General features: G+C 72.0%; 26 protein-coding genes and 1 riboswitch. Of the genes, 11 read left to right on the top strand and 15 right to left on the bottom strand.

All coding sequences use genetic code 11. The annotated features are described in order from the left end of the window. The first annotated feature begins 145 nt into the window (after window positions 1-145). The 6 genes from R9X44_RS34440 to R9X44_RS34415 all read left to right on the top strand — a co-directional run bounded on the left by R9X44_RS34440 (window position 146) and on the right by R9X44_RS34415 (window position 4,702). Entirely contained in the window at window positions 146-853 is a 708-nt protein-coding gene (locus R9X44_RS34440; protein ID WP_319818575.1) for a maleylpyruvate isomerase family mycothiol-dependent enzyme, read from the top strand. Beyond that, window positions 850-1,506 (top strand): MBL fold metallo-hydrolase, encoded by a 657-nt coding sequence (locus tag R9X44_RS34435; protein WP_319818574.1) that lies wholly within the window; start codon window positions 850-852, stop codon window positions 1,504-1,506. The genes R9X44_RS34440 and R9X44_RS34435 overlap by 4 nt, the downstream gene beginning before the upstream one ends. 94 nt (window positions 1,507-1,600) lie before the next feature. After that, window positions 1,601-2,176 carry an AAA family ATPase gene (locus R9X44_RS34430; protein ID WP_319818573.1) on the top strand — a complete coding sequence of 192 codons (576 nt, stop codon included), beginning with the start codon at window positions 1,601-1,603 and terminating at the stop codon, window positions 2,174-2,176. Window positions 2,177-2,204: 28 nt separating this feature from the next. Continuing rightward, window positions 2,205-2,711, top strand: coding sequence for a GNAT family N-acetyltransferase (locus R9X44_RS34425; protein ID WP_319818572.1), 507 nt, complete (start codon window positions 2,205-2,207; stop codon window positions 2,709-2,711). A 221-nt stretch (window positions 2,712-2,932) separates the two neighbouring features. Beyond that, on the top strand, window positions 2,933-3,511 hold the full coding sequence (locus tag R9X44_RS34420) for a hypothetical protein (RefSeq protein ID WP_319818571.1): 579 nt from the start codon (window positions 2,933-2,935) through the stop codon (window positions 3,509-3,511). A gap of 555 nt (window positions 3,512-4,066) precedes the next feature. Further along, window positions 4,067-4,702: a hypothetical protein gene (locus tag R9X44_RS34415; RefSeq protein ID WP_319818570.1), complete on the top strand. Its 636-nt coding sequence runs from the start codon at window positions 4,067-4,069 to the stop codon at window positions 4,700-4,702. 167 nt (window positions 4,703-4,869) lie between these two features. Here R9X44_RS34415 and R9X44_RS34410 read toward each other — a convergent pair whose 3' ends face one another. Genes R9X44_RS34410 through R9X44_RS34395 form a run of 4 tightly spaced genes read right to left on the bottom strand, consistent with a single transcriptional unit; the run spans window position 4,870 to window position 8,621 of the window. Further along, window positions 4,870-5,622 carry an ABC transporter ATP-binding protein gene (locus R9X44_RS34410; RefSeq protein ID WP_319818569.1) on the bottom strand — a complete coding sequence of 251 codons (753 nt, stop codon included), beginning with the start codon at window positions 5,620-5,622 and terminating at the stop codon, window positions 4,870-4,872. Further along, window positions 5,610-6,458, bottom strand: a complete 849-nt coding sequence (locus R9X44_RS34405; protein WP_319818568.1) for an ABC transporter permease — start codon at window positions 6,456-6,458, stop codon at window positions 5,610-5,612. The genes R9X44_RS34410 and R9X44_RS34405 overlap by 13 nt, the downstream gene beginning before the upstream one ends. Before the next feature lies 1 nt (window position 6,459). Next, the gene (locus R9X44_RS34400; protein WP_319818567.1) at window positions 6,460-7,458 is read right to left on the bottom strand and encodes an ABC transporter substrate-binding protein; all 999 of its coding nucleotides are present in this window, start codon (window positions 7,456-7,458) and stop codon (window positions 6,460-6,462) included. A gap of 5 nt (window positions 7,459-7,463) precedes the next feature. After that, entirely contained in the window at window positions 7,464-8,621 is a 1,158-nt protein-coding gene (locus R9X44_RS34395) for an agmatinase family protein (RefSeq protein WP_319818566.1), read from the bottom strand. A gap of 49 nt (window positions 8,622-8,670) precedes the next feature. Then, window positions 8,671-8,769: riboswitch (guanidine-I (ykkC/yxkD leader) on the bottom strand. 115 nt (window positions 8,770-8,884) lie between these two features. Between R9X44_RS34395 and R9X44_RS34390 the strand changes: the two genes are divergently transcribed. From R9X44_RS34390 to R9X44_RS34370, 5 genes are all read left to right on the top strand, one after another. Beyond that, a complete protein-coding gene (locus R9X44_RS34390; RefSeq protein ID WP_319818565.1) occupies window positions 8,885-9,223 on the top strand; it encodes a PadR family transcriptional regulator in 339 nt (112 codons plus the stop codon). Window positions 9,224-9,242: 19 nt separating this feature from the next. Further along, a complete protein-coding gene (locus tag R9X44_RS34385; RefSeq protein ID WP_319818564.1) occupies window positions 9,243-10,103 on the top strand; it encodes a hypothetical protein in 861 nt (286 codons plus the stop codon). Window positions 10,104-10,123: 20 nt separating this feature from the next. Next, the gene (locus R9X44_RS34380; RefSeq protein ID WP_319818563.1) at window positions 10,124-10,942 is read left to right on the top strand and encodes a hypothetical protein; all 819 of its coding nucleotides are present in this window, start codon (window positions 10,124-10,126) and stop codon (window positions 10,940-10,942) included. Window positions 10,943-11,105: 163 nt separating this feature from the next. After that, entirely contained in the window at window positions 11,106-11,441 is a 336-nt protein-coding gene (locus tag R9X44_RS34375; protein ID WP_319818562.1) for an SPW repeat protein, read from the top strand. Window positions 11,442-11,506: 65 nt separating this feature from the next. Next, a complete protein-coding gene (locus tag R9X44_RS34370; protein ID WP_319818561.1) occupies window positions 11,507-12,064 on the top strand; it encodes a helix-turn-helix domain-containing protein in 558 nt (185 codons plus the stop codon). A gap of 13 nt (window positions 12,065-12,077) precedes the next feature. Here the strand turns inward: R9X44_RS34370 and R9X44_RS34365 are convergent, their stop codons facing one another. The 11 genes from R9X44_RS34365 to recN all read right to left on the bottom strand — a co-directional run bounded on the left by R9X44_RS34365 (window position 12,078) and on the right by recN (window position 26,324). Next, window positions 12,078-12,512: a hypothetical protein gene (locus R9X44_RS34365; protein ID WP_319818560.1), complete on the bottom strand. Its 435-nt coding sequence runs from the start codon at window positions 12,510-12,512 to the stop codon at window positions 12,078-12,080. Window positions 12,513-12,610: 98 nt separating this feature from the next. Then, on the bottom strand, window positions 12,611-13,978 hold the full coding sequence (locus tag R9X44_RS34360; RefSeq protein WP_319818559.1) for a vWA domain-containing protein: 1,368 nt from the start codon (window positions 13,976-13,978) through the stop codon (window positions 12,611-12,613). Next, complete coding sequence (locus R9X44_RS34355; RefSeq protein WP_319818558.1) at window positions 13,975-14,835, bottom strand: MoxR family ATPase; 861 nt, start codon at window positions 14,833-14,835, stop codon at window positions 13,975-13,977. The genes R9X44_RS34360 and R9X44_RS34355 overlap by 4 nt, the downstream gene beginning before the upstream one ends. Further along, a complete protein-coding gene (locus R9X44_RS34350) occupies window positions 14,832-15,395 on the bottom strand; it encodes a hypothetical protein (RefSeq protein ID WP_319818557.1) in 564 nt (187 codons plus the stop codon). Before R9X44_RS34350 ends, R9X44_RS34355 begins: the two co-directional genes overlap by 4 nt. 113 nt (window positions 15,396-15,508) lie before the next feature. After that, on the bottom strand, window positions 15,509-17,689 hold the full coding sequence (locus R9X44_RS34345) for an acyl-CoA dehydrogenase (protein ID WP_319818556.1): 2,181 nt from the start codon (window positions 17,687-17,689) through the stop codon (window positions 15,509-15,511). A gap of 116 nt (window positions 17,690-17,805) precedes the next feature. After that, window positions 17,806-18,924 carry a glycosyltransferase family 4 protein gene (locus tag R9X44_RS34340; protein ID WP_319818555.1) on the bottom strand — a complete coding sequence of 373 codons (1,119 nt, stop codon included), beginning with the start codon at window positions 18,922-18,924 and terminating at the stop codon, window positions 17,806-17,808. A 346-nt stretch (window positions 18,925-19,270) separates the two neighbouring features. Beyond that, a complete protein-coding gene (murJ, locus tag R9X44_RS34335; protein WP_319818554.1) occupies window positions 19,271-20,848 on the bottom strand; it encodes a murein biosynthesis integral membrane protein MurJ in 1,578 nt (525 codons plus the stop codon). Next, window positions 20,845-22,350 carry a hypothetical protein gene (locus R9X44_RS34330; protein WP_319818553.1) on the bottom strand — a complete coding sequence of 502 codons (1,506 nt, stop codon included), beginning with the start codon at window positions 22,348-22,350 and terminating at the stop codon, window positions 20,845-20,847. The genes murJ and R9X44_RS34330 overlap by 4 nt, the downstream gene beginning before the upstream one ends. After that, a complete protein-coding gene (locus R9X44_RS34325) occupies window positions 22,347-23,318 on the bottom strand; it encodes a copper transporter (RefSeq protein WP_319818552.1) in 972 nt (323 codons plus the stop codon). The genes R9X44_RS34330 and R9X44_RS34325 overlap by 4 nt, the downstream gene beginning before the upstream one ends. Continuing rightward, entirely contained in the window at window positions 23,315-24,553 is a 1,239-nt protein-coding gene (steA, locus tag R9X44_RS34320) for a putative cytokinetic ring protein SteA (RefSeq protein WP_319818551.1), read from the bottom strand. The genes R9X44_RS34325 and steA overlap by 4 nt, the downstream gene beginning before the upstream one ends. A 52-nt stretch (window positions 24,554-24,605) precedes the next feature. Beyond that, entirely contained in the window at window positions 24,606-26,324 is a 1,719-nt protein-coding gene (recN, locus tag R9X44_RS34315; RefSeq protein ID WP_319818550.1) for a DNA repair protein RecN, read from the bottom strand. Window positions 26,325-26,367 lie beyond the last annotated feature (43 nt).

Below are 26,367 nucleotides of genomic sequence, written 5' to 3'. Positions count from 1 at the left end.
CTGACAGTCTCCGGCGGTCCTCGGACATCACGCTGGACATCCACCCGGGACATCCACCCGGGACATCGCCCCGGAAACCTCCACGACACCGCTTGGTGTCGGCCTGGTGTCGGGCGTGTCACGGCAGTACGCCAAGATATGGGGCATGCATGACTGGCGCGCGGTCCTCGCGGAGATCGTCATCTCCCAAGAGCGGCTGAACCTGACCATCGACGGACTAGACGACGCGGCCTTGCGTGCCCCGTCCCCCCTTGAGGGCTGGACGCGCGGGCACGTGGCCCACCACATCGCGCGCAACGCCGACTCGTGCTCCCGGCTCCTCGCCTGGGCGGCCACCGGCGTGCCCGTTCCGCAGTACCCGGGCCGCGCGGCGCGCGACGCGGAGATCGAGGCGGGCGCGGGCCTGCCGCACAAGGCGCTGGCCGCCGACGTGCGCGAGAGCGCCGCCCGGTTCGCCGCGCTCGCCGAGGCGCTGCCCGAGGACCGCTGGGACGCGCGGGTCGAGGCGCTCGGCGACTGGGGACACCCGGCCTGGTACCTGCTGTACCGCAGGTGGCGCGAGGTCGAGGTGCACCACGTTGACCTGGGCGCGAGCTACACCTTCGCCGACTGGCCCGAGTCCTACCTGCGCTGGGAGCTCACCGAGTCGCTGCCGGGGCTGCGCGACGCCGTCCCCTATTCGCGGATCGCCGCGACCGACCCCGACGTCGTCGTGGAGTTCGGCGGGTCCGGGCCCGAGCTGCGCGCCCCGGCCGTCGAGCTGCTCGGCTGGTTGTCCGGCAGGAGCGACACGTCCTACGCCGAGGTGCCGCCCTGGCCGTACCCGGCCGCCACCGATTGGAGCGAGGCATGAGCTACACCGGAGACGTCGCCGTCGGCGGCCCCGCCGACGTCCGTGAGCTGCTGCCCGGCCTGACCGTGGCGAAGCTCGCCGTCGGCCCGTACGACAACAACGCCTACCTGCTGCGCGACGCCGCCTCCGGCGAGCAGTTGCTCATCGACGCCGCCGCCGAGGCCGACCGGCTCCTTGAGCTGATCGGCGACCGGCCGCTGCACCGGATCGTCACCACCCACCGCCACCAGGACCACTGGCAGGCGCTCGCCGAGGTCGCCCGCGCGACCAGCGCCGCGATCACCGCGCACCCGCACGACGCCGAGCCGCTGCCGGTTCCGGTGACCGAGCCGGTCGAGCACGGCGACACGATCACGCTGGGCGAGCACGTCCTTGAGGTCGTGCACCTGCGCGGGCACACGCCCGGCTCGATCGCGCTGCTGCTCCGCACGCCCACGCGGCCGCACCTGTTCACCGGGGACAGCCTGTTCCCCGGCGGCGTCGGCAACACCTGGGGTGACGCGAAGCTGTTCGAGCGGCTGCTCGGCGACGTCACCGAGCGGGTCTTCGACGTGCTGCCGGACGAGACGTGGTTCTACCCGGGCCACGGCAAGGACTCCACGCTGGGCCGTGAGCGCCCGTCGCTGCCGCACTGGCGCGAACGCGGCTGGTGACCGAACACGCGGGGAACGGCGGGCAGGTTCCGGGAGTTGAACGTGTGTGCGGCATGATGGGGTTTCGTCACAGTCAAAACCGGGATCGAGGCGTATGCCGGAGGAACGGCGGGAACTTGTGTTCCCGCGGGGATCGCTGATCCTGGTGGCCGGGCTGCCCGGCGCGGGCAAGAGCACGCTGCTGCGACGGCTGTACGGCCTCACCGACGACGAGCGCGCGCCCGTCGAGGCCGAGGGCGCGCTGGTGATCGACTCGCGGCAGGCGCGCAACACCTGCGGCCCCTACCTGCGGCTGCTGCCGAGCCGGGCGCGTATCCCGTTCGTGTACGCGCTGCACGTGTGGCGGATCGCGCGCGGGGTGCTCGCGGGCAGGGCGGTCATCGCGCACACCCGGGGCACCTGGCCGCTGCTGACGCGCGCGTTCGGACGGCTCGCGGCGCGGGCCGGGCACGAGATGCACGTGATCCTGCTTGACGTGCCGCCGGAGATCGCCCTTGAGGGGCAGCGCAAGCGGGGCAGGACCGTCATGCCGATCACGTTCGCGCGGCATGCGCGGCGCTGGCGCGAGCTCGTGGAGCGGGCGCGGCGCGGGCCGCTGCCGTCGTCGGCGTCGGCGGTGGTGCTCGACCGGGCGCAGGCCGACCGGCTCGAGCACATCCGCTTCCGCTGAGGCTCCCGGGTGATGGTTGACTTGCCCGGTGAGTGAGAACACCGGAACCCGCGCCGTCACGCTGCGCGGGCTGCGCCCCGGCGACCTCGGCTGGGTGACCTGGCGGCACGCCGTCTCCTACCACGCCGCCCTGGGCTGGGACTTCTCCTATGAGGCGCTGGTCGCGAAGATCGCCGCTTCCTACGGGGAGGAGCATGATCCCGCTCGGGAGAACGCCTGGATCGCCGAGCTCGACGGGGAGCCCGTCGGGAGCATCTTCTGTGTGAAGGCCGACCGGCCGGGCGACGTCGCGCAGCTGCGGCTGCTCCTGCTCGAGGAGAAGGCGCGCGGGCTCGGCATCGGGCAACTGCTCGTGGACGCCTGCCTCGACTTCGCGCGCAAGGCCGGATACCGGGAGATGGTCCTGTGGACCGTCGCGGGGCTCGCGGCGTCGCGGCACCTGTACGTCAAGGCGGGGTTCGAGATCGAGTCGGAGCGGCCCGAGCGGCTGTTCGGCGACGACGTCGTCGCCCAGTGGTGGCATCTCGATTTGTGAGAATCTCAGATGGAACCGGTCCCACACCCTGTGTACACGGACCGGTTTTCTTGTTTTCCACTGACAAGATCACGCCTGTCCGTGCTCCTTTTCCAACAATTAAGAAAAACATGTAACCGCTGTCACAATCCGGCCAAGAAGGACGTCGGCCGATCCGTTGACCGCGCCCCTGAGGCTCTTTACGTTCGCTGTGACATCACGAACAGAAAAGGAGATGTCAAATGGCGAGCATCCTCAAGGGGGCCGGACTTGTCGGCGCGGCCGCGCTGGCCGCGGCGGCGCTGTCCAGCCCGGCGCACGCGGCGACGACCGTCGTCGACTGGGACACCCAGCAGCCCTACACCGGCCCGGTCACCGCCGAGCTCACCGGCAACCTGGTGATCTCCGGCGGCGGCACCACCACGTGTTCGGACTCCACCCTTGACGGCGAGGTGCTGTCGGCGAGCACGCTGAGCATCGACGACGCCGTCGTCGACACCTGCTCCGGCACCGCGTCCTCGATCACCCCGCAGGGTCTGAGCTGGGGCGGCACCATCGCGTCCGTGACGGGGGGCGCCAACATCACGATCACCGGCTTCTCCATGCGGGCGACCGTGTTCGGCGTCAACTGCACCTACGGCACGACCATCACCATCCCGGCCACCAACCCGTCGGGCGCCGGCCAGGCGACGATCAGCCTGTCGGGCAAGACGATCCCGAAGACCGCGGGCATCTTCCTGTGCCCGTCGTCGGCGACGATCACCACCGGCGTCTACGAGCTGACCGGCGCGGGCGGCGTCCGCCTGGGCGTCAACCCCTAGACCGCGTCGCGGGCCGAAAGTCCGGGCCCGTCTCCGCCCATTCGAGCTGGGCGGAGACGGGCCCGTTCTTTGTTTTCTGACCGCCTTCGCAGTCAGAATTGACCGACGAATTCTGGCGCAATAATCATCTTTTCCGAACGGATTTCGCGCACATCATCACCGGACGGCGAGACCACGACCACTGCGCGTGAACTCAACGGCCTTTGACCACGCGGAGAAGTCTTTTGGCAGCGGCCCGCACGCGCGGCCGGGCGAGCCGTGACGCTTCAGTCCCGGAAGACGACCCCACTCCCCCGCGTCGGACCGCATCCCCCCGGACGCGTTCGATCTCGTCCGCCTCCCGAGCCCCTCCGGCGCTGAGCACAAGCCCCCGAGCGGCGAAAGTTATCACTTACTAGCAACCACTCCGCGATAAGTACTCACTTATGTTACAAGTATGACAAACATGTAATCTTCGTCATAAACCGGCCATTTTCCCTGGTCGGGCTGCTGTTGACCCGCCCGGGCCGGTTTTTTACCTTCGCCGTGACGTCACTCACAGAAAAGGAGATGTCAATGGCGAAGACGATCGTCAAGGGAGCGGGGATCCTCGGGGCCGCCGCGCTGGCGGCGGCCGCGCTGTCCAGCCCCGCGCACGCGGCGACCACCGTGGTGGACTGGAGCTCCGGGACCGCCTACTCCGGCGCGGCGCAGGCGTCCCTGCTGTCGCCGCTGACGGTGTCGGCGGGCATCGCGGGGACGACCACGTGCACGTCGGTCGTGCTGAGCGGCACTGTCGCGTCGGCGGGGGCGCTCAGCATGACCGGGGCGTCGATCGGCGGCTGCTCGGGCATCGCCTCGGGCATCACGCCGCAGAACCTGCCGTGGGCCGGCTCGGTGACGTACGGCGGCGCGGCTCCCGCGACCGGCACCATCAGCCTCAGCGGGTTCTCCATCAGGGCGACCGTGCTCGGTGTGAACTGCACCTACGGCATCGCCGGCACGATGTCGGCCCCCGGCTACAACCCCGACAACGCGAGCCGGCCGAACCCCGCCGCGCAGGCCCAGGTCGACCTGACCGGCAAGGTCCTGCCCAAGACCGCGGGCAGCTTCCTGTGCCCGGGCAACGCCACGATCACCAGCGGCGTCTTCGCGCTGAACGGCGACGCGGGCGGCGGCAGCATGACCAGGGTCCTCGGCGTCACGCCGTAGCCCCGCACCACACCGCACCGCACCGCACCGAGGGTCCTTCTCCGCCCATTCGAGCTGGGCGGAGCGGGGCCCTCCCCCTTGGGGCGCTGGACGGGCCTCCGCTCATTCGAGCTGAGCGGAGACCCGCACATCAAGCCTAGACCGTCCATATCGGACGGCCCCACCGCCTACCTGTGCGCCCTGACGAGGTCGTCCACCTCCGCGCGCAACGCGAGGAAGGCAGGATCGCGTTTCAGCGGCAGCTCGCGGTCGTCCGGCAGCGTGACGGCGAGGTCCGCGGCGATCCGGCCAGGGTGGCTGGCGAGGACCGTGACGCGCTGGGCGAGGAACACCGCCTCCTCGACGTCGTGCGTCACCATGACGACAGTCGTGCCGGTGTCGTGCCAGACGCGGCGCAGGAACACCTGCATGTCGTCCTTGGTCTGGCAGTCCAGCGCCCCGAACGGCTCGTCGAGCAGCAGCACCGAGGGCTCGCACGCGAGCGCGCGCGCGATCGCCACCCTCTGCCGCTGTCCGCCCGACAGCTCCTTGGGCAGCCGCCTTTCCAGCCCTTCCAGGCCGACCTCCCTGAGGTACCAGGAGACGCGTTCACGCCGCTCGGCCTTGCCGATCGGCAGCAGCTCGAGCCCGAACCCGACGTTCTGCGCGACCGTGCGCCACGGGTGCAGCGCGCCGGTCTGGAACACCAGGCCGCGTTCGGGCCCCGGCCCGCGCACGGGCACGCCGTCGAGGGTGATGGTCCCCTCCGACGGCAGGTCGAGCCCCGCGATCAGCGACAGCAGCGTCGACTTGCCCGATCCGCTCGCGCCGACGACGCACACGAACTCGCCGCCGGAGATCTTGAGGCCGATCCCGTCGAGCGCGCGGTGCCCGCCGTAGACGCGGCCGACGCCGTCGAGGACGAGGGTCACGGCTGCCACCTCCCCACCCTGTCGCGCAGCAGCCGCAGCGCGACGTCGATCGCCAGCCCGATCAGCCCGATGACGATGAGGACGGCGAAGATCTTGTCGCTCTGCAGGAACCGTCCTGACCTGGCGATCCGGTAGCCGAGGCCGGACTCGGCGGCGATGAGCTCGGCGACGACCACGAGGTTCCACGCGACCGCGAAGTTGACGCGGATCGCGTCGAGCGCCCCGGGCAGTGCCCACGGCACGACGACCTTGCGCAGGATTTCGCCCTGCCGCGCCCCCAGCGTCGCCGAGACCTGGCGCAGCTCGGCCGGGACAGTCTTGACGGCGTCGGCGGTCATCAGCGTGTTGAAGAAGACGACGCCGATGACCAGCAGCGCGATCTTGGAGCTCTCGCCGATGCCGAGCCAGATGACCAGCAGCGGGATGAACGCGCTGGCGGGCAGGTAGCGCAGCATGCCGATGAGGGGTTCGAGCGCCGCGTGCGCGGCCGGGAACGCGCCCATGAGCAGCCCGAGCGGCACCGAGATCGCGACCGCGATCCCGAACCCCCACAGGATGCGCCCGGTGCTCGCCCACAGGTCGTCCCACAGCTGGCCGCCGGCCGCCATCTCCCACCCGGCCGACCATGTGGCGGCGGGCGTCGGCAGGAACTCCGGCTGCACCGCGCCCGACGCGCTGGCCAGCCACCAGACCGCGAGCGGGACGGCCAAGGCGAGGGCGCGCAGCGTCCAGCGCGCCCTCACCGGGACCGACGCGCCGAGCCGCAGCAGCTTCGGCAGTGACCGCGCCGGACGCCGCCTGGGCAGCGGCGTCCGCTTGCGGCTTTCCTCGAGGACCGCGGTCATCTCACTTCAACCCGTCCAGGAACTTGGGCTCGAACAGACCGTCGAGCGGCGGCTCGACGTCGGCGAGTCCGCTCGCGACGAGGAAGTCGGCGATGAGCCCGGCCTGGTGGGCGAGGTTCGTCGGCTCCGAGCCGGGGCCGAACGCCGCCTTGTTCTGCTCGAGGGTGAAGATGGTGGTTCCGGCGTCGTAGCTCGCGTAGTCGGCCTCGCTGACCCCGGCGCGCTCTGCCATGATCGCGATCGCCTCCTTCGGGTTGGCCTTGATCCACGCGACCGTGTCGAACCATGTCTGGACCAGGGCCTGGACGTCGTCGGGCCGGTCGGCGACGAGGTCGCGGGCGACCACGAGGTGGTCGGGGATCGCGCCGGGGAAGTCGGCGGAGGTGGCGATCGCCTTGCTGCCCTCGCGCTTCAGCGCCGTCGTGGTGAAGGGGGCGAACGCGCCGACGGCGTCGACCCTGCCCGCCGCGAACGCCGCGGCCGCCGCGTCGGTGGTGAGGGGGCTGAAGGTGATGTCGTCCTGGGTGAGCCCCGCCTTCTGCAGGGCGAGCAGCAGCAGGTAGTGGTCGACGGTGCCCTGCTCGGCCGCGACGGTCTTGCCCTTGAGGTCGGCGAGGGTGGCGATGCCGTCGGCGGCGATGATCTGGTCGTTTCCGGTGGAGTTGTCGTTGACCAGGACGATCGTCTGCTTCGCCCCGCCCGCGACCGAGGCGAGGGTGTCGTTGAGCGTCTGGCTGTTGGCGTCGATCGCGCCCGTCGCCAGGGCCTGGAGCGAGTCGGTGTAGCTGTCGAAGTACTTGAGCTCGACCTCGACGCCGTTCTTGGCGAAGAGCCCCTGCTTGTCGGCGACCTGCCAGGGGAACCAGCCGGGCCACGCGGAGAAGCCGAGGGTGATCGGGGCGGCGGCGTCGTCGCCGGAGGGGTCGGCTGCGCCGCACCCCGCGGTGAGGACGGCGGCCAGGACGAGTGCGGTCAGCGTTCTGAGGGGGGTGCGGCGCATGGGTTTCAGGCTCTCTTCTTCTGCGGGAGGTGGCCGGAGCGCACGAGGCAGCCGAGGGTGTCGCAGATGACCCGGGTCGCGATCAGCGAGGTGATCTCGGCGTTGTCGTACGGGGGCGAGCACTCGACGACCTCGATGCCGGCGAGCGGCGCGGAGTCGGCGATGATCTGGATGAACTTGAGGACCTCGCGCGGCAGGAACCCGCCGGGCTCCGGCCAGCCCGTCCCGGGGACGAACGCCGCGTCGAGGCAGTCGACGTCGAAGGACAGCCAGACGGCCTCGGCGTTCCGCCACGCGACCTCGAGGGCCTTCTCGGCGGCCGCCTCGATGCCCATCTCGACGCAGTCGGTGACCGTCATGATGGTCGTACCGCGCTCACGGCCGACCTTGACGCCCGGGCGCGGGGCCTGCCAGCCGCCGATCCCGATCTGGACGAGGTTCTCCGCTGGCACGTTCGGGATGTCGGTCGCGTGGAACCACGGGGTGGTGTGCATCCGCTCGTCCAGGTCGGTCTCCTGGGTGTCGACGTGCCGGTCGAAGTGGATGATGCCGAGGTTGCCTTGCAGGTGTTCGGCGACGCCGCGCACGGTCGGGTAGCCGATGGAGTGGTCGCCGCCCAGCACGACGGGGAACGCGCCGGACGCGTACACGTGCGAGACGGCCTTGGAGATCTGGTCGAAGGTCTTCTCGATGTTGCCGGGGATGGTGAACACGTCGCCGAGGTCGCACATGGTGATCGACTCGCGCAGGTCGACGCCGAGTTCGAAGCTGTATGGGCCGTACAGGGCGGAGATCTTGCGGATGCCCTGGGGGCCGAACCGCGTCCCGGAGCGGTAGGTGGTGCCGCCGTCGAAGGGTGCGCCGAGGATCGCGACGTCGTACTCGCCGCAACGTCTGACGTCCTCGACGTAGGGGGCCTTGAGGAAGGTGTTGATCCCGGCGAAGTGCGGGAGCTCGCCGCGCGAGAACGTCGGGATCGTCCGGTCGACGATGGAGTCCGCGCCCTGGAGGCCGAGTTCGAGGCCCCTGCGGATCTCCTCCTCGTGCCGGGTTGTCGGCAGGACCTCTTCGGCGGCCACCGCGAACTTGGCTTCAGGGCCGTAGTCGTCGTGCAGCTTGCCCGGGTCGAACTCGGGCGGAAGATGGCGGTGGTTCCAGTGCATGGCTGCCTCACAGCAGGCTCGTCCCGGCGCTCAGCCGGGAGTTCGGCTGGCCTCCCGGGCTTTTGTCCCGCCGTGGAACGGCCTGCGGCCGCCTGCGTCTCTCGGACCAGTCCGGCCTGGCGGCCGCGGAACCCTAGACGCGCCTCGCTGTCAGCGAGTCCCCCACAGGACACCGCGCGGGCGTTTCGCGGCAGTTAATCGCCAGTTCCTTTTTGGTGAAGGGCCATGCATACTTCGCTGCTCGATATATAGAGTGCCGAAGTATGAGAAGAGCGCCCCTGAGCGAGCCGACGTACCACGTCCTGGCCGCACTCCAGGACGGGCCACTGCACGGCTACGCCATCATCAAACGCGCCGAGTCCGACTCCGGCGGCCGCGTCCGCCTCGCCGTCGGCACCCTCTACGGCGCCCTCGACCGCCTCGCGGAGCGCGGGCTCATCGCCCTCGACCACGAGGAGACCGTCAACGGCCGCCCCCGCCGCTACTTCCGCCTCACCGACGACGGCCTCACCACCCTCCAGGCCGAAGCCGCCCGCCTGGAAGCCGCCGCTCACCTGGTCACCCGCCGCCCCCGCCCCACCCCTTTTCCGAACCCCGCCTGACCCTGAGGACACCCCCCACATGCCCATATCCCCTGCCTACCGACGCCTCCTCCTCTGCTACCCCCGCGCCTACCGCGCCCAACACGGCCCAGAACTCCTGGCGACCCTCGAAGAAACCGGCGACGGCTTCTCCCCCCGCGAGGCCCTCGCCCTCGCCGCAGGCGGCCTACGCACCCGCTTCGCCCCCCGCCCCGGCGCATCCCCCTTGCTGGACGGCCTCCACCTCGGCCTGCTCATCTTCGTCCTCTCCCAGGCGGTGTACCTCTCCCGCCTTTTCCTCTCATCGCCCGCCGTCCTCGCCTACGCGACGTTCGCCGCGGCCGTCGTCTGCGTCGTGGCCCTCCTGCGCGGCCGCGCCCTCACCGCCCTGGTGACCGCCGTGCTCGCCGGCGCGGGCGAGGCCACTCTTATCCTCATCGAGAACGGCCCCTTCGACTCCCGGCTGATCCCCTGGAGCACCGCCCACTGGGGGGCGATCGTCCTCTTCGCCGCCCTGCTCGTCGCCACCGCGAGCCAGGACGCGCGTCCGCGCGCCTGGTCGTGGGCCCTGCTCGCGTTGCCCGCCGTCCCGCTCGCGATCAGCACGGCCGCCTACTTCATGCCCGACTTCGGCTCCTGGTCCGTGGTGAACTTCCTCCTGAGGGACTTCGCCCTCCTGCCCATCCTGCTCGCGCTGGGCCTGCTCACCCGCTCCCTCCTGTGGCCCCTCGCCGCCACCGTCCACTTCGCCCTCTTCGCCACCTCCGACCTCCTCTTCTCCCACGGCAAAGCTCTCCTCCTCCTGGGCCAAACCGAAATCCCCCTCCTCCCCCTCCTCCTGTCCGCCACCGCCATCGCCTCCGTCGCCGCCCTCACCACCCACCTCCGCCCGGCCCGCTGACCCCCCGAAAAGGACCCCCCATGGACCTGTACCGGTCTTTGCTGCGCGCCTATCCCCCCGCCTACCGCGACGCCCACGGCCCGGAAATCCTCGCCACCCTCGCCGACCGAACCGACGGCTTCTCCGTCAGGGAAGGCGCGGCGCTGGTGCGCGCGGGCCTGCGCGCCCGGCTCAGCGCCGCGTCGCCGGGCAACCCCTGGGCCGACGGCCTCCACCTCGGCCTCACCCTGTTCACCCTCGGCAACCTCATCGCCCACCCGCACTACCTCAGCGAGGCGTTCGCACAGCCGCTGGCGGCGCTGGCGGCGGTCGGCTTCGCGGTCGCGCTGCTGCGGGGCTGGACGGCGACGGCGGCCGTCGTCTTTCTGGGGCTCATCTACGCGCTGCCCACGGACGTCCCGCTGTTCCGGTTCCTCGGCGACGAGCGAGGGGTGCCGCACGTGGTGTGCGCTGCGCTCCTCGTGCTCGCGGGCTGGCGCGCCTTCGGCGTCCGGGTGACTCCGAAGCCGTGGGGGCTGCTGTGGATCCCGGGTGCCACGCTCGTCCTCGTGGTCGTCGTGGACGCCGCGTTCTTCCTCCCGGCCTACAGCAGCGCGGTTCCGGGCGTGCTTCCGGAGGCCGTCGTGCTCGTCGGGGTGCTCGGGGCCGCGCTGCTGGCACGCGATCCGCGCTGGTCGCTCGCGGTGCTGGTCGTGGTCCTGCTTGACCTCGTGCCGTTCCTCGCCTACCTCGACGGGTCCGGGCCGCTCGGGCGCGCGTATGCGGTGGGGTGCGCGGTGCTCGGGGTGGTCGCGGCGGGGTGCACCGTCGCTTATCGGAAGGGGGATGTGGCGTTGTAGGGGGCTTTTAGCAGGTTGGGGTGGTGATCGTCCAGCGGGGTAAGGTCGGCGTCACCTTGGGGTGAGGGGGTTGTGGTCCTCTGGGCTGATTGACCGGACGGTCAAGAAGAGGATTCTCGGAGGTGGACGAGGAAGTCCGGACCCACCCCTGGAGGTCGAGGTTATGAAGTTCTCCTACGAGCCCGCTGTCGCGTTCGTGGCCGGGTTGGCCGCGTTGCTCGCGCCGGACCTGTGGGCCGACGGCGCGGGGCGCACGCCCCTGATCGTGCTCGGCGCGCTGCTTGCGCTGACCGGCCTGTTCGGCCTGCTCGGCCGGGCGGGGCCCAGCGAGTGGACCGCGACGGCGTTCGCGGTGCTGCTCTTCGTCGCGCCGTGGGCGTGGCAGTTCACGGGTGAGGCCGGTGCTGCCTGGACGGCATGGATCGCCGGGGCCGTCACCGTTATCGTCGGGCTGTACACCGCGTACTCCACGACGGACAGGGCGGCGACGACGGCCTGACCGACGAGACCACCGTGGTCCCCGGCGCACGCCGGGGACCACACGCATGCGACCAGGGGGCGGTCATGAGCGACTCACGCACTCGGATCCTCGACGCGGCCGAGGAGCTGTTCGCCGAGACCGGCTACGACGGCACCTCCACCGCGCGGATCGCCGAGGTCGCCGAGGTCCCCAAGGGCCTGGTCTTCCACTACTTCCCGCAGAAGATGGACGTCCTGCTCACCCTCGTGGACGAGCGCACGGCCATCGAGGACCTCACCGAGTTCGAGCATCCGGCGCAGGCGCCCGACTCCGACGCCGACCCCGCGGGCGCGCTCCGCCGCGTCGCGGCCCGCCTCCCGCTGCGCGCCTCCCCCAGGATGCGCCGGATCCTGTTCCGGGAGGCCGACACCCACCGCAGCGTCCGCGAGCGGCTCGGCCGCCTCAACCGCGAACTCGTCCGCCTGGCCAGCCGCGCGCTCGAGGCCGCGCTCCCCGGCTCGCGCGGCGACACCGCACGGCTGGAGATCGCCGCCGCGACCTTCGCGACGGTCCTGCTCTACCACGAGAACCTGTACCACCTGACGGGCGACCGCATCGACCCCGACGCCGTCGCCGACCTCCTCACCCAGGCCCTCACGTAGCCCCTGGGCCAGGTCAGGGCGTCGCAGCGACGATGTGCGACCGCAGCAGCGCCCGCACGACCGCACAGGACGCCGACGCATCCGCCGCGTCGTAGCCGAGCAGCGGAGTCGTGTCCTCAAGGCCGAGCGCATCGGCGATCCCGGAAGACAACTCCCCGTACGGCACCGCCAAGGCCGCCGACACACCCGTGTCCTCGCAGACGTCCAAAGCGGCACGGGCGCTTTGCGGGTCGTCCACGTCAAGGAGCACGATCGCCCCCAGCGCGTCGGCGAGCGCGGCGGGATGCGGCGTCGCGGCGGCCGTCGGCACGAGCTCGACGACCACCGCGCGGTTCAACGCGACGCCGTGCGCGGCGAAGGCGGCGCGGTCGGCGGCGCGGCCCCCGGTGACGACGATCCGCGCGGTGCGGACGCGCGGCGCGGGCGGGCTGAGCAGGGCGGCGGTCATGTCCGTGACGGTAGGCACCCGCAGTTACGAACGTGTTGCCCGACGGTGTGGCGGCCGTTCGGGTCGTATCACGCGGCGTCGGACGCGTTGTGAGGTCGTCAGGCGAGCAGTTCCACGAACTGGCCGAGCTGGGTGAGATTGCGGCACTCGTGCATCTCGATCACGTCGCCGTACGTGCTCGCGGCCGAGTCCCCGGTGTCCCAGTCGCGGGGCCGCTCGGGGTTCAGCCAGTAGGCGTGCCGCGCGGTCTCGGCCATCCGGCGCACGATCGGCAGCGACAGCGATCCGTAGTTGGAGCGCGCGTCGCCGAGGATCAGCAGCGACGTCCTGGACGTGATGACATCGCCGTATTTCTCGTCAAAGGTCTTGAACGCGTGCCCGTAGTTGCTGCGCCCGGTCAGCCAGACGAGGTCGGCCTCACGCGTCATCCGCTGCATCGCCTCGACCACGTCGGTTCCGGGTTCGAAGTACTTGGTGATCTCGTCGGTCGCGTCGATGAACGCGAACGCGCGGACCTTGGTGAACTGCTCGCGCAGCGCGAACGTGAGCAGCAGCGTGAAGTGCGCGAACGCCTGGCACGAGTCGCTGGCGTCGCACAGGATCACCAGCTCGGGCTTGTGCGGCCGCTTCGGCTTGTAGTGCGTGGTGAGCGGGACGCCGCCGGTCGCGAGGGAGGCCCTGACCGTCCTGCGGAAGTCGAGGCGGCCCCGGTCGCCGAGCCGGTTGCGCTGGGCGAGCCGGGACGCGAGCCGACGGGCCAGCGGGTGCACCTCGCGGCGCAGCTCGGCGAGGTCGGCGCGGGTGGCCCGGTTGAAGTCGAGCTGCTCCAGCGGCGGCTTCACCGTCGCCCTGCCGGTCCGCTCGACGCCGGTGTCCTCGGCGATCCGCCGCCGCACCTCGGTGCCGACCGACCGCTCGAACGCGCCGATGCGGTTGCGGAACATGCGCCGCGCGGCCGCCTCCTCGAGCCCGCCACGCTCGCTCAGGACGGCCTGGAGCAGCGACGCCATCAGCGTGTCGGCCGACATCGCGCGCAGCACCCCCGAGGAGAACCAGCTCTGCCCGTTGGGGCTGCGGCCGAACCGCGCGACGGCCATCCTGGCGAATCCCCGCATGCCCTCCTCGTCGCCGGACAGCAGCAGCTCGAACAGGTCGCCGCGCATCGCCTGGACCTCGGGGTCGAGCGCGGGCGGCTTCCCCGAGCGCGGCGCGGGATCGCTGTCGGCGTTGCCCTCGCCCGCGCCGAGCGCGGCCGGGAACCACAGGTCGAACAGCAGGTCGAACTGCGGCCTGTGGGTCGGCCGTTTGACGAGGGTCGCCGCGTAGGCCGTGCGCAGCCCTTCGCGGTCGATGAGGTCGAGGTGCCCCAGCGCGCGGACCGCGTCGAGTCCTTCGGCGACGGAGACCGGCAGTCCGGCCTCGCGCAGCGCGTGCACGAAGCCGGTGTGCCGGTCGAGCAGGCTCATCCCAGGTTCAGTTCCGTGACGGCGCGCCGCTGGTCGGCGACGTGCTTGAGGACGACCCCGAGCGTGTCCCTGACGGCCTTGGCGTCAAGGGTGTCGAGGCCGAGGGCCAGCAGGGTGCGCGCCCAGTCGATCGTCTCGGCGATGGACGGCGCCTTCTTCACCTCGAGGCCGCGCAGCGCCCCCACGGTCTTGACGATCTGCTCGGCGAGCCCCTCCTCGATGCCGGGGACCCGGGACAGGACGATGTCACGTTCCCGTTCCATCGGCGGATACTCAAGGTGCAGGTACAGGCACCGCCGCTTCAACGCCTCCGACAGCTCGCGCGCCGCGTTGGACGTCAGCACGACGAACGGCCGGTGCTTGGCGGTGATCGTCCCGAGTTCGGGGATGGTGACCTGGAAGTCGGAAAGGACCTCGAGGAGCAGTCCTTCGACCTCGACGTCGGCCTTGTCGGTCTCGTCGATGAGCAGGACGGTCGGGCCGTCCCGCCGGATCGCCGCGAGCAGGGGGCGTTCCAGCAGGAACTCGTCGGTGAAGATGTCGTCGTGGGTGGAGTCCCACCCCTGGTCGCCGGCCGCCTGGATGCGCAGGAGCTGCTTCTTGTAGTTCCACTCGTACAGCGCGCGTGCCTCGTCAAGGCCCTCGTAGCACTGGAGACGGATCAGCTCCGCGCCGGTGGAGGCGGCGACGGCCTTGGCCAGCTCGGTCTTGCCGACGCCCGCGGGCCCCTCGATGAGCAGGGGCTTGCCGAGCGCGTCCGCGAGGAACACGGTGGTGGCGATCTCGGGACCGGGCAGGTAGCCGACGCCCGCGAGGGCCGCGGCCGCCTGGTCCGGCGAGTCGAACAGGGTCATCATTCCTCGTCGTTCGCGGGATTGTCGGTGTCGGTCTTATCGGTCTTATCGGTCTTGGGGGTCTCCGGCTTGCCCGTCTTGGGCTTGTCGACCTTGGTGTAGACCTGGCTGTTGGCGGCGAACGTGAACGTCTTGCCGCCGTCCTTCAGCGCGATCTGCCAGTAGGTCGCGCCCGGGTCGGTGCCGTCCCACGACAGGCGGAAGGTGTTCTTTCCCGCGGGGATGACCGTGCCGTTCCACAGGGTCTTGCCGCCGGCGATGAGCATGCCGTCGCCCTTGGCGGTGAAGACGAAGTACTCCTGGACGGGCCCGTCGCCCTGCCAGGTGCCGACGAGCGGCTTGACCTGGCTGGGCTGCGGCTTCGGCGCGGGCTTGCCCTTCTCGGTCGGCTCGACCAGCGGCACCCCGGACTTCTCCGACAGACCGGGCACCGCCGACTCCGACGGCGCGGCCGCCGCGCTCGTCGCGGTCTCCGGCGGCGTCGCCTCGTCCTCGCTGCCGCCGCCGCAGGCGGAGACGGACAGGGCCAGGAGCGTCGCGAGGGTGAGGGCGAGCGGTTTCACGGAGTCCTCCGGAGGGTCAACGCGTGGGGGTCCATCGAGGCGAGAAGACGACGCAGTGTATCGGGCGGTAGAGGCCACGGACCGACCGTTCGCCCCTACCGCCCGAATTTGCGTTACTTGCCCGGCTCGGGGTCGCGCGGGAGGCCCAGCAGCCGCTCGCCGATGATGTTCAGCTGCACCTCGGTGGTGCCGCCGTAAATCGTCATCGCCCGGCTGAACAGCATCGCGCGCGCCACGATGCCCGTCGGGGCCAGCAGCTCCTCGAGGACGGCGAGCTCGCCCTGGCTCGCGTAGCAGTAGTCGGCCACGTCCTGGTTGAACTGGACGCCGAGCAGCTTGCGCACCGACGCCTCAGCGCCCGGGTTCACGCCCGACAGCTGCTTGAGCGTGGTCCGCAGGCCGAGCAGGTCGATCGACTGGCCCTGCGCGATGAGCCGTCCGACCTCGGCCTTGGCGATCGTGCCGAGTTCCTTGCCCTTGAACCAGTCGAGCAGCTCGGGGACGCCCATGCCCAGGCCGCCGCCGGTGGACAGCGACACGCGCTCGTTCGACAGGGTGTTGCGGGCGACCTGCCAGCCCTTGTCGACCTCGCCGACGACGCAGTCGTCCGGGACGAACACGTCGTCGAGGAAGACCTCGTTGAACAGCGCCTCGCCGGTCATCTCGCGCAGCGGACGGACGTCGACGCCCGGCGACTTCATGTTGACCAGGAAGTAGGTGATGCCGTCGTGCTTGGGCGCGTCGGGGTTGGTGCGGGCGATGCAGAAGCCCCACTCGGCGACGTGCGCGACCGACGTCCAGATCTTCTGGCCGGTCAGCTTGAAGCCGCCCTCGACCTTCTCGGCCTTCATCGACAGCGACGCGAGGTCAGAGCCCGCGCCCGGCTCGGAGAACAGCTGGCACCAGATCATCTGGCCGCGCAGCGTCGGGCGCAGGAAGCGCTCCTTCTGCTCCTCGGTGCCGTAGGCGACGAGCGACGGCACAAGCCACGCGCCGATCACCAGGTTCGGGGCCTTGACCTTGGCCGCGCGCAGCTCCTGCTGGATGAGGATCTGCTCGATCGGGTTCGCGCCGCGCCCCCACGGCTTGGGGAAGTGCGGGACGGTCCAGCCCTCGTCGCCCATCTTGGCGTTGAGCTCGTTGCGGTCGGAGATCGCGGCGAGCTCGGCGATCTCGGCGCGAATCCGCTCGCGCAGCGGCGCGGTGTCGTCGTCGAGTTCCAGTTCGACCGCGCGGCGGCCGCCCGCGAGCGCGAGGTCGGCGACCTCGGCGGCGGCCTCGGACGCCGATCCCGACAGCGCCTTCAGGGTGAGGGCGCGGCGCAGGTAGATGTGCGCGTCGTGCTCCCAGGTGAAGCCGATGCCGCCGAGGATCTGCACCGCGTCGCGGACGATCTGGGCGACCGCGCCCGGCGCGATGACCGCGGCGACCGACGCGGCGAAGTGCGCGTCAGGCGCGCCCTCGCCGACGGCGCGGGCGGCGTCCCAGACCGCGGCGCGCGCCTGCTCGAGGTTGATCAGCATCCGGGCGGCCTTGTGCTTGACGCCCTGGAACTGGCCGATCGGGCGGCCGAACTGCTCGCGGACCTTGGCGTACTCCGAGGCGGTGGTGACCGCCCACTGGCCGATGCCCGCGGCCTCCGCGCCGAACAGCACCGCGACGAGGTCGGCGACGGCCTGGTCGGTGACGCCGTCGAGGACCCGCTCGGAGCCGACCCGGACGCCGTCGGCCTCGACCTTGGCCGAGCGGCGGACGAGGTCGAGGCTCGGCCGTGCCGTCACCGTCAGCTGGGCGGACTCCACGACGACCCACTCGTCGCCGGCCTTCAGCACGATCAGGTCGGCGAGGCCCGCGCCAAGGACGGGCTCGACGGAGCCGCCGACGACGACGGCGTCGCCCTCACGGCCGCCGGTGAAGCCGTCGCCGAGCGCGACGGCCGCGGTGACGGAACCGTCGGCGAGGCCGGGCAGCAGCGAGTGCGCCTTGGCGTTGGACGACCCGGCGATGACGGCGCTGGCCAGCACCGTCGGCAGGAACGGGCCCGGCGCGGCGGCGCGGCCCAGCTCCTCGAGGACGACGGCGAGCTCGAGCAGGCCGAAGCCCTGGCCGCCGTGCTCCTCGGGCAGGTGCAGGCCGAGCAGGCCCTGCTCGGCGAGGTGCCGCCAGAACGCCGGACGGGTCTCCTCCTCGGCGTCGAGCGCGGCGCGCAGGACCGCCTGCGTCACATGGCGTTCGGCGAGCCCGCGTACCGACTCCGCCAGGTCCTCGTGCTCCTCGGTCAGCCCGATGGCCATTGCACACCTCTCGATTGGAAGTCAGGCCGCGTCTCCGCCCAGGGGTGCGGAGACCGGTTCGAGTTTTATTCTAGAACGCGATTCTTCTCCCGTCGGCAAGTGACTCTACTCATTACTCAACCCGGGAGGAACCCCCGGTAGTAGGCGGCGAGCTGGTCGACGGCGTCGTCGTCGGTCGGCAGGGCCGTGGCGCGTTGGGCGGCCGCCGCGCCGAGCCGCACGGCACGGCCCGGATCGGACATGACGCCCTTCAGCGCGGCGGCGAGCGCGGCCGCGTCACTGGGCGGGACGAGGACGGCCGCGTCGCCGACCAGGCCGGGGACGCCGCCCGTCGCGGTCGCGATCAGCGGCCGGCCCGCCCGCAGCGCCTCCTGCACGAACAGGGGCTGGCCCTCCCACAGGCTCGGCACCGCGACGATGTCGCAGGCCGCGAGGAGCTCGGCGACGTCGGTCCTGCGGCCCAGCAGCCGCACCGGGAGGTCGGCGGTGGCGATCCGCTCGCGCAGCTCGCCGTCGAGGGGGCCGTCCCCGGCGATCAGGAACAGCGGCGCGGACGTCCCGAGCCGCTGCACCGCGTCGAGCAGCACCGGAAGGCCCTTCTGCGGGGCGAGGCGCGCGACGGTGAGGACCACCTGGGCGTCGCCCGCGCCGAGCTCCTCACGCAGCCGCTCACGCGCGCCGGGCTCGGGCGCGTCGAGCGGCGGCGCGGGGACGATCGCGTGCCCCACCTCGCGCGCGCCCAGCGCCCGCATCCGCTCCTCGAGATCCGGCGAGACCCCCAGGACGCCCGTAGCGCCGCGCGCCACGATCCGCTCAAGCGCCGCGTAGGCGGCCCCCGCGAGCCCTCCAGAAGGAGCCTCGTTGTGCAAGGTCACCAGTACGGGCGGGCCCGCCTCAAGCCGCAGCCCGTCGAGCCTCCCCCGCGCGAGAACCGCCATGCCCCCCGCGCGCAGCCCGTGCGCGTGCACGACGTCGGCCCCCCGCAACAGCCCGCGCAGCCGCCGCACGGCCGCGAGATCCCCCGCGGGCCTCGGCCGGTCCGCGATGTCGACCTCCGCGAACCGCACCCCCTTGCGCGTGAACCCGTACGTGCGCTCGGTCTCCCCCGGCCCGCACACCACGACCCGCGCCCCGCGCGCGGCAAGCCCCTCGGACACCGCCCGCACATGCCGCCCGAGCCCTCCGGACGCCGTGGCCAGCACCAACGCCACCCGCATCCCCTGCACATCATCCATGCCCCCCACCTTGCCGCATCCCCACCCCCCGACACCCCACCCCACCCCGTTTCCCACCCCACACCCCCCACAGCCCACCCCCACCCCACCCCAAACCACACCCCACACCCCGCAGTCCCCCGCCCACAGAGCACAGCGCACACCGAGCCCCAGCCCACACACCGAACAGCCCCCGCCCACAGAGCACGGCGCACACCGAAACGCGGGCCGCACGCCGAACGGCCACCGCACGCAGGGGCACGGCGCGCGCCGAGAATCGGGCCGCACGCCGGAAGGCCACCGCACGCAGGGTGCGGCGCGCACCGAGACGCGGGCCACGCGCCGGAGGGGGTGGTGGGGGTGGGGGTCAGCGGCGGGCGAGGGTTTTCAGGTCCTGGCGGGCGCCGAGGGCGGCGGTCGCGGCGAAGAGGGCGAGGGTCAAAAGGCCGGCGGCTGTGGCGGTGAGGATCGTGTGGAGCTGGGTTCCGGTGCCGAGGGCGTGGGCGAGGAGGTAGCCCGCCACGCCGGAGACGCAGGCGGCCACCGCGCCCACCGCGAGGGTGCGGCCGAGCCCGGCGAAGGCGGCGCGGCCCCGGGCGCGCAGGAACGCGACGGACAGCAGGACCCCCGCGACGGTCATGCCGAGCGTGTTGCCGAGCGCGAATCCGGCGACGACCCAGCCCTCCGGCAGGGTGAACGCGAAGATCACGTCGGCGACGAGGACGACCGCCCACCCCGTCACCGTCGCCCAGGCCGACGCCCGACCCTTCCCGCACGCGTACAGCGCCCGCCCCAGATGCGCGACAAGCCCATAACCCACAAGCCCAGGAGCAAAACACACAAGCGCGCGCGCGAGCACCACCGCGCTTTCCGGCCTGGCGGAGTTGAGGAGGGCCGCGGCAGGCAGCGCGAGCGCGACGAGCCCCGCAGCGCCAAGACACGACGCGAGCACGACCGCACGGGTCGTGGAAGCCGCGGTCCTGTCGAACTCGACGGGGTCGTCCTCCCGAGCCGACAGCGCCTGGAACGCGCTCGTGGCGATCGGCACGGCGAGGATCGCCCAGGGCAGCAGGTACACCGCCCAGGCGAAGTTGTACTGGGTGAGCGCGGCCGCGGTCCCCTGGTTGGCCAGGACAAGGATCGCCGCCAGGGCGACCTGCTGCGCGATGACCGTAGCCAAGCCCGCAAGGGCGAGGCCGCGTACGCGCGCGCCCACCCCGGCGGGGAAGCGCAGTGTGGGCCGCAGCTTGAGCCGCAGCCCGAACCCCGCACTGCCCGCGACGACGACCAACGCCACAACCCCGAGCGTCGTGCCCACCGACAGGACGAGTTCGGCGGCCCGCGGCACCGAGGCGAGTTCCTTGGGGTCGTTCCCACCCATCGCCGGGACATAAGCCAGATAAGCCCCGATCACCACAAGGCTCGACACCAGCGGCGCCACCGCGGGCCAGGTGAACCTCCGGTGCGCCTGGAGCACGCCGTACAGGACCACGGCGAGCCCGTAGAAGACGATCTGCGGAGCGAAGACCACGAGCATGCGCGCGCCCATCGCGCGGTAGACCTCGGGGTCGCAGGTCTTGAGCCCGACGCTCAGCACGGTCATGATCGGCCCCGCCGCCACCGCGACGAGCAGCGCGAGCGGCACGAGCGCGACCATCACCCAGGTGAGCAGCGCCGACGTGGTCCGCCGCACGGTCTCGACGTCGCCGCGTTCGACGGGCGCGGCGAGCAACGGCACGACAAGGCTGGCCAGCGCCCCGCCCGCGACGATCTCGAACATGATGTTCGGGATCTGGTTGGCCGCGAGGTAGACGTCACTCAGACAGGACGAGGTCACCGTCTTGGAAAGCACCACGGTCCGCCCGAATCCGGCGATGCGGGCGAGGACCGTGAGGACGGCGATCAGGGCCGCGGCCCCGGCGATCCCGCCGAGCGCGCGCCTCACGACGCCGAGCGCCCCCGAGCCTCACCCTCGACCACAGCGGCCTCCCGCGACCCCCCGGCCCCGGCGCCCTCAGCCGCCTCCCACGAGCCGCCCCCGGCACCCTCAGCCGCCCCCGGCGCAACACCCCCGGCCGCCTCGGCCGCCTCGGCCGCCTCCTGCGAAACGCCCTCGGCACCCTCAGCCGCCTCCCGCGAGCCGCCCCCGGCACCCTCGGCCGCCTCGTGCGAGACGCCCACGGTCTCCTTGGCCGCGTCCTGCGCAACACCCCCGGCACCCTCGGCCGCCACCTGCGAGACGCCCACGGTCCCCTTGGCCGCGTCCTGCGCGACGCCCTCGGCCTCCTTGGCCGCCTCCTGCGAGACGCCCACGGCACCCTCGGCCGCCTCCCGCGCAACGCCCTCGGCGTCCGAAGCGCCGGACTCGCGCTCGGCCTCCGCGGTCTCCTGCGCAACGCCGCCGACGTCCGAAATGTCGCTGTCGTGGGAGGCGTCCTCGAATGTCGAGGTCGTCTCGGTGACCACGACGGTGCGCGCGGTGGCGCGGGCGATCTCCTCGCCGACGGTGACCGACTCGACGGTGACCGACGCGGTCTCGGTGACCGTCACCGTCCCCTCGGCCGAAACCGACGCCGACGCCGACGCCGAAGAGGCGGCCGGGGCCGGGTCGAGCGGGCGGCGGCCCAGCATGTCGAGCCAGTTCAACGCGGGCGTTTCGCGGATGACCTTCGTGAAGCTCACATATTCGCTCGCGCCGTTGAGCGCGACGAGTCCGCCGAGGACCGCGAGACGGGCGGGCAGCGGCAGGCGGGTCGCGCCGAGGCCGAGGAGCGCGCCGAACGAGTTCGCGCCCGCGTCGCCGAGCATCGCCCGCTCGCCCAGGTCCTCGGGCAGCAGCGCGAACGCCGCGCCCAGCGGGGCCGCGACGACGGCCGAGCCCGCGCCGAGCGCGAGCGGCGCGCCGGTCAGCACGCCGACCTTGATCGCCCGGCCGGGCCGCAGGTCGAACAGGTTCATCAGGTTGGCGCTCGCCGCGACGATCGCGCCGTTCAGCACGGTGTCCAGCGCGCGCCGCACCGGCGTCGACGCCGCCGACCCGGCGAGCGCGGCGGCGGTCAGCCCGCTCGCGCCGATCCCGAGGATCTTCACCGCGCCCGTGGTCACCTCGCCGCGCGCCAGCGCGCTCAGGTGCCCCTTGAACCCGCGCGACGACGCCGACCCGGCGAGGTCGTCATAGGCACCGAACGCCCCGGACCCCGCGCCCGCGACGAGCGCGGCGGCCCGCAGCCTGCCGGGCACCCCGGGCACCGCGAGCCCGGCCAGCGCGCTGCCGAGCGCGAACGCGGGACCTTCGAGCAGCGTCACCGGCTCACCCCGGTGGTTCGTGCGCCCCCACACCTCAGCGCCTTCACGCCCCCCGAAGCCGGGTGGCCTGCGGTTGAGCGCGACGTACGCGCCCCGTGCGGCGGCAGCGCCGAGGACCGCGCCGATCAGAAGTCTTCTCAAGGTCTTGCTCCGGTCTCCGAGGGAACGGGCGGAAGCGGGTCGGGCAGATAGCCACTGACCCCGGAACCCGTACCGTACTCGCCGGACTCCCCGTTCATCTCGACGTTCAGCGCCAGCACGCCGACGACCTGTCCCGACGCGGTGTCGGCGGCGTCGACCGACGACACGTGCTCGCCGGTCTCCGCCGAGCGCAGCGCCGACAGCAGCCCGCCCGTGCCCGCCGACGCGGTGTTGCCCGCGACGACGGCGCCCTGGCCCGCCTTGTCGAGCGCGCCCGCGAGCGCGACGAGCGCGTTGTTGTCGGTCTCGCCGCCGTCGCCCTCGAACGGGGTGCCTGGCGCGACCATCAGCGCGAGCGTCGCGCGCGCGGCGGGCTTGCCGCTGGTGCTGAGCAGCCCCGCCTGCTTGAACGCCTCGAGGACCGCGCCGGACGCGACGTCCTCGTGCCCGGCCTTCTCGCCGTCCTTGGTCACCAGGACGTGCGCGAGGAGCGCGCCCGCCTTGTCGTAGGCGTCGGCGTCGGACGGGTAGGTCAGGCCGACCGGCTTGAGCTGGTCGGCGAGCTGGTTGACCAGCTCGGCCTTGTCGTCGGCGAGGTAGGCGTCGGTGAGCGACACCCAGCCCGACACCGTCCCGCCCGCCGACTTGACCGCCGCGTCGAGCCCGGTGCGGGTCTGCTCGGCCGCGCCCGGCGCGAGCACGAACACCACAGCGGTGTCCTTCAGCCGCTCGGCCAGCACCACGGGCCCGACGACCTGGCCGAACTGGTCCTCGCCGGACAGCTGGTCCTCCTGGGCGGTGACCTGGGCGCGCAGCTCGTCGTTGTTCTTCTGGATGTACTGGAGGTTCTTGTCGACGATGACCTGCGACATCTCCTGGACGCCGCTGGTCGACCCCAGCAGGAGCCCCGTCGCCAGCGCGAGGAACACCGCGACGATCGAGACGAGGTGGTAACGGAAATCGATCACGTGAACAGTCCGGTCAGCCAGAAGAGGAAGGAGTGCCACCGCTCCACGAGCCCCGACATCACCAGCGGCCCGACCGGGGAGACGGCGAGCGCGGCGACCATCGTGACGAGGGCGGCGGCCACCAGGACGAGCAGCGCGGAGGAGGAGATCCGGCTGCGGTACAGCAGGCTCACGCCCTTGGCGTCGACGAGCTTGCTGCCCACCCGCAGGCGGGTGAGGAACGTGCTCGACATGCCGGCGCGGCCCTTGTCGAAGAACTCGACCATGTTCATGTGCGTGCCGACCGCGACGATGAGCTGCGCGCCCTTGTCGTCGGCGAGCAGCATCGCGCAGTCCTCGCTGGTCGCGGCCGCCGGGAACGTGACGGCGTCGGTCACACCGAGTTCCTCGACGCGCTTCAGCCCCGGCGCGCGGCCGTCACGGTAGGCGTGTACGACGATCTCCGCGCCGCTGGTCAGCGCCTCGTCCGACACCGAGTCCATGTCGCCGACGATCATGTCGGGCTTGTATCCGGCCTTCAGCAGCGCGTCCGCGCCGCCGTCGACGCCGATCAGGACCGGCTTGTACTCGCGGATGTAGGGCCGCAGCGTCGCGATGTCCTCGCGGTAGTGGTAGCCGCGCACGACGATCAGCGCGTGCCTGCCCTCGAACGACGTCACCACGTCCGGGACGCCGACGCCGTCGATCAGCAGGTCCTGCTCGCGCTTGACGTACTCCATCGTGTTCTCGACGAAGGACTCGAGCTGGACCGACAGGTTGCCCTTGGCCTCCTCGACGGCGGCCTCGACGCTCTCGGCGGTGTGCCTGATCCCCTTGGTGAGCAGCTCACCGTCCATCAGGACACGGCCGCCGTCGATGCTGACGGTCTCGCCCTCGTGCACCTTCTGGAAGATGTCAGGCCCGACGTCGTCGACGAGCGCGATCCCGGCCTCGATGAGGATCTCCGGCCCGAGGTTGGGGTAGCGCCCCGAGATGCTGGGTGCGACGTTCACCACAGCCGCCGCGCCCGCCGACACCAGCGACTCCGCGGCCACCCTGTCGAGGTCGACGTGGTCGATGACCGCGATCTCACCGGGCTGGAGCCGCTTGGCGAGGTCCTTGGTGCGCTTGTCGACCCGGGCGACGCCGACGATCCCGTCGGATTCGGGCGCGCCCCTGCGGCGCAGCCGAAGCAGGCGCGCGGGCACCGGCCACCGGCGCGTGCGCGTATCCGATCCGTCCCCCGGTCCGCTCATTGCCTTCTCATCCTGCCAGAGCCCGTGAGCGCCCGAGCCGGGCGCGCGGCGCTCAGGCGTGTCCGCTCTTGTCCTGTGCGGCGATGGCGAGCAGCTCCTCGGCGTGGGCTCTGCCCAGCTCGCTGTCGGCCATGCCGGCGAGCATCCGGGACAGCTCCCGAATCCTCGACTCGGTGTCCAAGGCTGTCACACCACTGCGGATCACCGTGCCGTCATCGGACTTTTCGACCAGCAGATGCTGGTCGGCGAACGCCGCGACCTGCGGCAGATGGGTGACCACGATCACCTGTGACGTGCGCGCCAGCTTCGCCAGCCGCCGTCCGATCTCGACCGCCGCCTTGCCGCCCACCCCCGCGTCGACCTCGTCGAACACGAACGTCGGGACGGGGTCGGACCCGGCGAACACGACCTCGATCGCCAGCATCACCCGCGACAGCTCACCGCCGGACGCGCCACGGTTCAGCGGCAGCGCGGGCGCGCCCGGATGCGAGGCGAGGCGCAGTTCCACCTCGTCCTGCCCGTGCGGCGCGAACGCCGCGGCCCGGCTGAGCGCGGCGACCACGCACGCGTGCGGCATCGCCAGCGCCGACAGCTCGGCGGTGACGGCCGCGCCGAACCTGTCGGCGGCCTCGGTGCGCACGTCGGTGACGGCGTCGGCGAGCTCCTGCAGGCTCGCGGCCAGCTCGGCCTCCTCGGCCTCAAGCTCGGCGATCCGCTCGTCGTCGCCCTCGAGCTCGGCGAGCCGCGCCGCCGCCTCACCCGACCAGGCGATGGCCTCGTCCACGCTGCCGCCGTACTTGCGGGAGATCATGGAAAGGTCCGCGCGACGGCCCTGCACCGCCGCAAGACGGCCGGGATCGGCCTCGACGGACTCGGCGTAGGCCGCGAGCTCACCGCCGATGTCGGCCACCAGATACCCGGCCTCGGCGAGCCTGTCGGCCAGGACGCCCAGCGCGGGATCGTGGTCGCGGACGGCCTCAAGCGCCGCGCGCGCGGTGCCGAGCAGGCTCGTGACGTCGGCGAGGGCATCGACCCGTGACGGGTCGCCGAGCAGGGCGTCATGCGCGGTGCTGGAGGCGGTGCGCAGCGCGTCGGCGTTGGCGAGCCGCTCGTCCTCGGCGGCGAGCTCCACGTCCTCGCCCGGCTGCGGCGCGATCTTCTCGATCTCCTCGAGGCCGAAGCGGAGCCTGTCGGCCTCGTCGGCGCGCTGGCGGGCCTGGGTCGTCAGCTCCTCAAGCAGGGCGCTCACCTTGCGGTGGCGGTGGTAGGCGTCGGCATACGCGCGCAGGGGGCCGACCAGGGCCTCACCCGCGTACCTGTCGAGCGCCGCGCGCTGGCGGCCCGGCTGCAGCAGACGCTGCTGGTCGGACTGGCCGTGCACCGCGACGAGGTCGTCGGCGAGGGTGAGCAGCGTGCTCACCGGCACCGAACGGCCGCCCAGATGCGCGCGCGAGCGGCCCTCGGCAGACACCGACCTGCTGACGATCAGCGCGCCCTCGTCGAGTTCGCCGCCCGCCTCCTCGACCCGGGTGGCGGCCCGCCCCTCGGGGTCGAGCGTGATGCGCCCCTCGACCGTCGCCTTGTCCGCGCCGGGACGCACCCGCTGCGGGTCGGCCCTCCCGCCGAACAGCAGGTTCAGGCTGGTGACCACCATGGTCTTGCCCGCACCCGTCTCCCCGGTGACGACGTTGAAGCCGGCGGACAGCTCAAGCACGGCCTCGTCGATGACGCCAAGGCCCTGGATCCGGACCTCTTCGACCCTCGGTCGCACTTCCGGGCTCGGTCTCAATTCCGGACACCTCATCCGCTCATGC

Origin of the sequence: Actinocorallia sp. A-T 12471 (assembly GCF_033875155.1) — a bacterium.
GTDB lineage: Bacteria > Actinomycetota > Actinomycetes > Streptosporangiales > Streptosporangiaceae > Actinocorallia.
Note: the sequence above shows the minus strand (reverse complement) of the source record. Positions and strands in the feature narration are given on the sequence as shown.

Coding starts and splice junctions, on each gene's coding strand:
- R9X44_RS34370 (WP_319818561.1), top strand. CDS start 11,507: ATGAGCGACTCACGCACTCGGATCCTCGACGCGGCCGAGGAGCTGTTC.
- R9X44_RS34360 (WP_319818559.1), bottom strand. CDS start 13,978: ATGAGCCTGCTCGACCGGCACACCGGCTTCGTGCACGCGCTGCGCGAG.
- R9X44_RS34415 (WP_319818570.1), top strand. CDS start 4,067: ATGGCGAAGACGATCGTCAAGGGAGCGGGGATCCTCGGGGCCGCCGCG.
- R9X44_RS34405 (WP_319818568.1), bottom strand. CDS start 6,458: ATGACCGCGGTCCTCGAGGAAAGCCGCAAGCGGACGCCGCTGCCCAGG.
- R9X44_RS34385 (WP_319818564.1), top strand. CDS start 9,243: ATGCCCATATCCCCTGCCTACCGACGCCTCCTCCTCTGCTACCCCCGC.
- R9X44_RS34355 (WP_319818558.1), bottom strand. CDS start 14,835: ATGATGACCCTGTTCGACTCGCCGGACCAGGCGGCCGCGGCCCTCGCG.
- R9X44_RS34420 (WP_319818571.1), top strand. CDS start 2,933: ATGGCGAGCATCCTCAAGGGGGCCGGACTTGTCGGCGCGGCCGCGCTG.
- R9X44_RS34395 (WP_319818566.1), bottom strand. CDS start 8,621: ATGCACTGGAACCACCGCCATCTTCCGCCCGAGTTCGACCCGGGCAAG.
- R9X44_RS34365 (WP_319818560.1), bottom strand. CDS start 12,512: ATGACCGCCGCCCTGCTCAGCCCGCCCGCGCCGCGCGTCCGCACCGCG.
- R9X44_RS34345 (WP_319818556.1), bottom strand. CDS start 17,689: ATGGCCATCGGGCTGACCGAGGAGCACGAGGACCTGGCGGAGTCGGTA.
- R9X44_RS34375 (WP_319818562.1), top strand. CDS start 11,106: ATGAAGTTCTCCTACGAGCCCGCTGTCGCGTTCGTGGCCGGGTTGGCC.
- R9X44_RS34340 (WP_319818555.1), bottom strand. CDS start 18,924: ATGGATGATGTGCAGGGGATGCGGGTGGCGTTGGTGCTGGCCACGGCG.
- R9X44_RS34435 (WP_319818574.1), top strand. CDS start 850: ATGAGCTACACCGGAGACGTCGCCGTCGGCGGCCCCGCCGACGTCCGT.
- R9X44_RS34380 (WP_319818563.1), top strand. CDS start 10,124: ATGGACCTGTACCGGTCTTTGCTGCGCGCCTATCCCCCCGCCTACCGC.
- R9X44_RS34400 (WP_319818567.1), bottom strand. CDS start 7,458: ATGCGCCGCACCCCCCTCAGAACGCTGACCGCACTCGTCCTGGCCGCC.
- R9X44_RS34440 (WP_319818575.1), top strand. CDS start 146: ATGCATGACTGGCGCGCGGTCCTCGCGGAGATCGTCATCTCCCAAGAG.
- R9X44_RS34430 (WP_319818573.1), top strand. CDS start 1,601: ATGCCGGAGGAACGGCGGGAACTTGTGTTCCCGCGGGGATCGCTGATC.
- steA (WP_319818551.1), bottom strand. CDS start 24,553: ATGAGCGGACCGGGGGACGGATCGGATACGCGCACGCGCCGGTGGCCG.
- R9X44_RS34390 (WP_319818565.1), top strand. CDS start 8,885: ATGAGAAGAGCGCCCCTGAGCGAGCCGACGTACCACGTCCTGGCCGCA.